Source organism: uncultured Nostoc sp., from assembly GCF_964247315.1.
Lineage (GTDB): Bacteria > Cyanobacteriota > Cyanobacteriia > Cyanobacteriales > Nostocaceae > Nostoc.
On record NZ_CAXTTT010000249.1, the window covers coordinates 1 to 2,422 of the forward strand.

Here is a 2,422-nt window from a genome sequence, read left to right on the forward strand (position 1 = left end):
TGTAGCGTCCCTGATTCTGATACAAACTTGCCAAATTATTCAAACTAGTTGCAATTTCAGGATGCTTCTCATCTAGCAAGCGTTTAAATAACTCTAAAGCTTGGCGATATAATGGTTCAGCTTTACTGTATCGCCCCTGACTATCGTACAGACTTGCTAGATTATTCAGCATAGCGGCCACCTGGAGATGCTCATTTCCTAGCACCTTCCTGAAAATAGCTAGCGCACGCTCTGCTAAAAGAATTGCTTCATTATATTTGCCTTGATTGTAAAGTTGGACTACCTGTTCATTCAGTTGTTCTGCTTCTGTTAATTCGGCAGACTGAACATTTGAAGTCGGAGGAGTTGATTGCCCAATAGTTGAACTTGGCATAAACACCCATAACCCAAATGTTACGAACCAAGCGGTGAATTTGATCGCTGACCTAGCTTGCAGGTTAGTCACAACGGTAGCCTCCCTTTCAATTCATGCAATTTTTGCCTAGTTCCTGTACGCGTTACTTATCTGCCAAATCATGATCGCAAAACCTTAAGCAACTTCCAATTATTTGAATACTATACAAGAAGCTTCAAAATTTTAAAAACTCTCCAATAGCATTGCGGGGATTGGGCTTTCTACAAAAAACCTTAGTGGCGATCGCACTCTATTTCATGTTGAGTTGGTAATATAGAGCGATCGCCTAACCTCTTAAAACTAATTCACTTATCCATTGGACTCCAATCACCAGAAGGTATAAATGCTGCCCAGTAGTAGGGATGCTGATACTTCTCACCCTTTAACATCTCTAGTTGCGTTTGGCGTAGTGCTTCGCTCCGTCCTCGTTTGTTTAGCAACTTTTTGTAGTAGGCTACCATCAACTCTTTGGTAGCATCATCATCTACTTTCCACAAACTAATCATTTGACTTTCAGAGCCAGCAATTACCAAAGCGCGACGCAAGCCATAAATGCCTTCGCCCGCAGAAATGTTTCCCAAACCTGTATCACAGGCGGATAGTACGACCAGTTTTGTACCTACTAGATTTAGTGCAGTTGTTTCCAGCGCAGTGAGAATGCCATCTTCTCCACCACTTTGACGAGGCTTCAAGCCAGCAAAAACTAATCCTGATAGCAGTAGGGGATTATCATTGAGGGTAATTTTCTCTGCTGTTTGCGTGGCGTTTTCAAAGAAACCATGAGTGGCAATATGCACAATCCTGGGGCTTTTAACCTGTTTAACTGCACTTTCTGTAGCCTTGGTGCCTATCAGAGGTTTCACTCCTAATAAGTTTGGGGTTGCAATTGCCTTGGCTTCCTCAGGCGTGCCTTCAAGAGGAGAAAATATTTTTTGTGACAGGTCAATAGAGCGAGTATTTTGTGAATTACTGGTCTTAGGTTGACGTGCAACTATTTCACCAGGTTTATTAAAGTCAGGGTCGGCAATGATGACTGGTGGCTGTTGGCTGGGAGAATGGTTTTGTAGTCTTAGCAAGTCTCGTCCAGAGGTGAGGTAAGTGAAAGAATAGTTTTCAACTAGGTAGCGGTTATTTTCATCTACCAGTGCTTCAAAGGGAATGAGGTTGAGAGCGCTGTCTGGAGAGAGTAGAATTTTGCGAGTATTACCCAAGAGTTTACGTACTGGCTGCATGAGGATTTTATCTAAGTCACGAGCAGATTTTCTTACTTGGGCAATAGGAGTTTCTTTATCTCGCAAATCATCGCGGAATAATTCTAGGGTTTTTTGAATTGTTTCAGCATCGCCTAAGTCAATTCCTTTCGGTTCTCCTTTTGCTGGGAGAAGGTATACTGCGTAACGAGGTTTGCCAAACCGATCTTCATGTGCTGCTTTCGGATTAACAGGTCGATAGCGGACTATTTCTACCAAAGCAGCATCAGTAGGAATTAATTTTTGAACAGTTTCAATGGTGATAGGTTGGGACTGAGTACGAAATTCTTGACTGCGACGACTCAGTTGGTCTTCTAGTTGTTTTGTTTGGGTTTCAAGTTGGGCAACTTGAGTCCGATACTGCTCAAGAGGAAGTTTCTCTAGTCGGTTATAAAATAGATGGGCAAGTTGAGTTCGGGTGTTTGCTAGATTTGTTAATAGAGTTTGACTTTCTGGATCGAGGCGTTGACGCAGAATTTGCTGGCTATTGGTTAGCACATCTAAAATGCGTCCTTTACGCTGTAAGACTGTATTCAGGGCTAAACGAGTAGTCGTGGGATTGTTAGTAACAGAATTTAGATGTAGGGAAATGGTAGCATCTGTGGTAGCAGAGATACTATTTATATAGTCACGTTTCTGTCGCTCGAAACCCACAGCTAGGTTGAGACTCAGGTTATGTTCTTCTACCTTTAATCCTTGTGTGAAAAATTCAAGAGCATGGCTTATGTCACTTTGTCTCCAGTAGAGTGCTGCTAAATTATTCAAGCTATTTGCCACA

General features: G+C 42.2%; 2 protein-coding genes. Both read right to left on the reverse strand.

Features of this window, described 5'->3' with window-relative positions:
* Nucleotides 1-445: tetratricopeptide repeat protein (locus ACFE93_RS34385; RefSeq protein WP_375480574.1), on the reverse strand; the 445-nt coding region annotated here is incomplete at its 3' end.
* Nucleotides 446-699: 254 nt separating this feature from the next.
* Nucleotides 700-2,422: CHAT domain-containing protein (locus ACFE93_RS34390; protein WP_375480576.1), on the reverse strand; the 1,723-nt coding region annotated here is incomplete at its 5' end.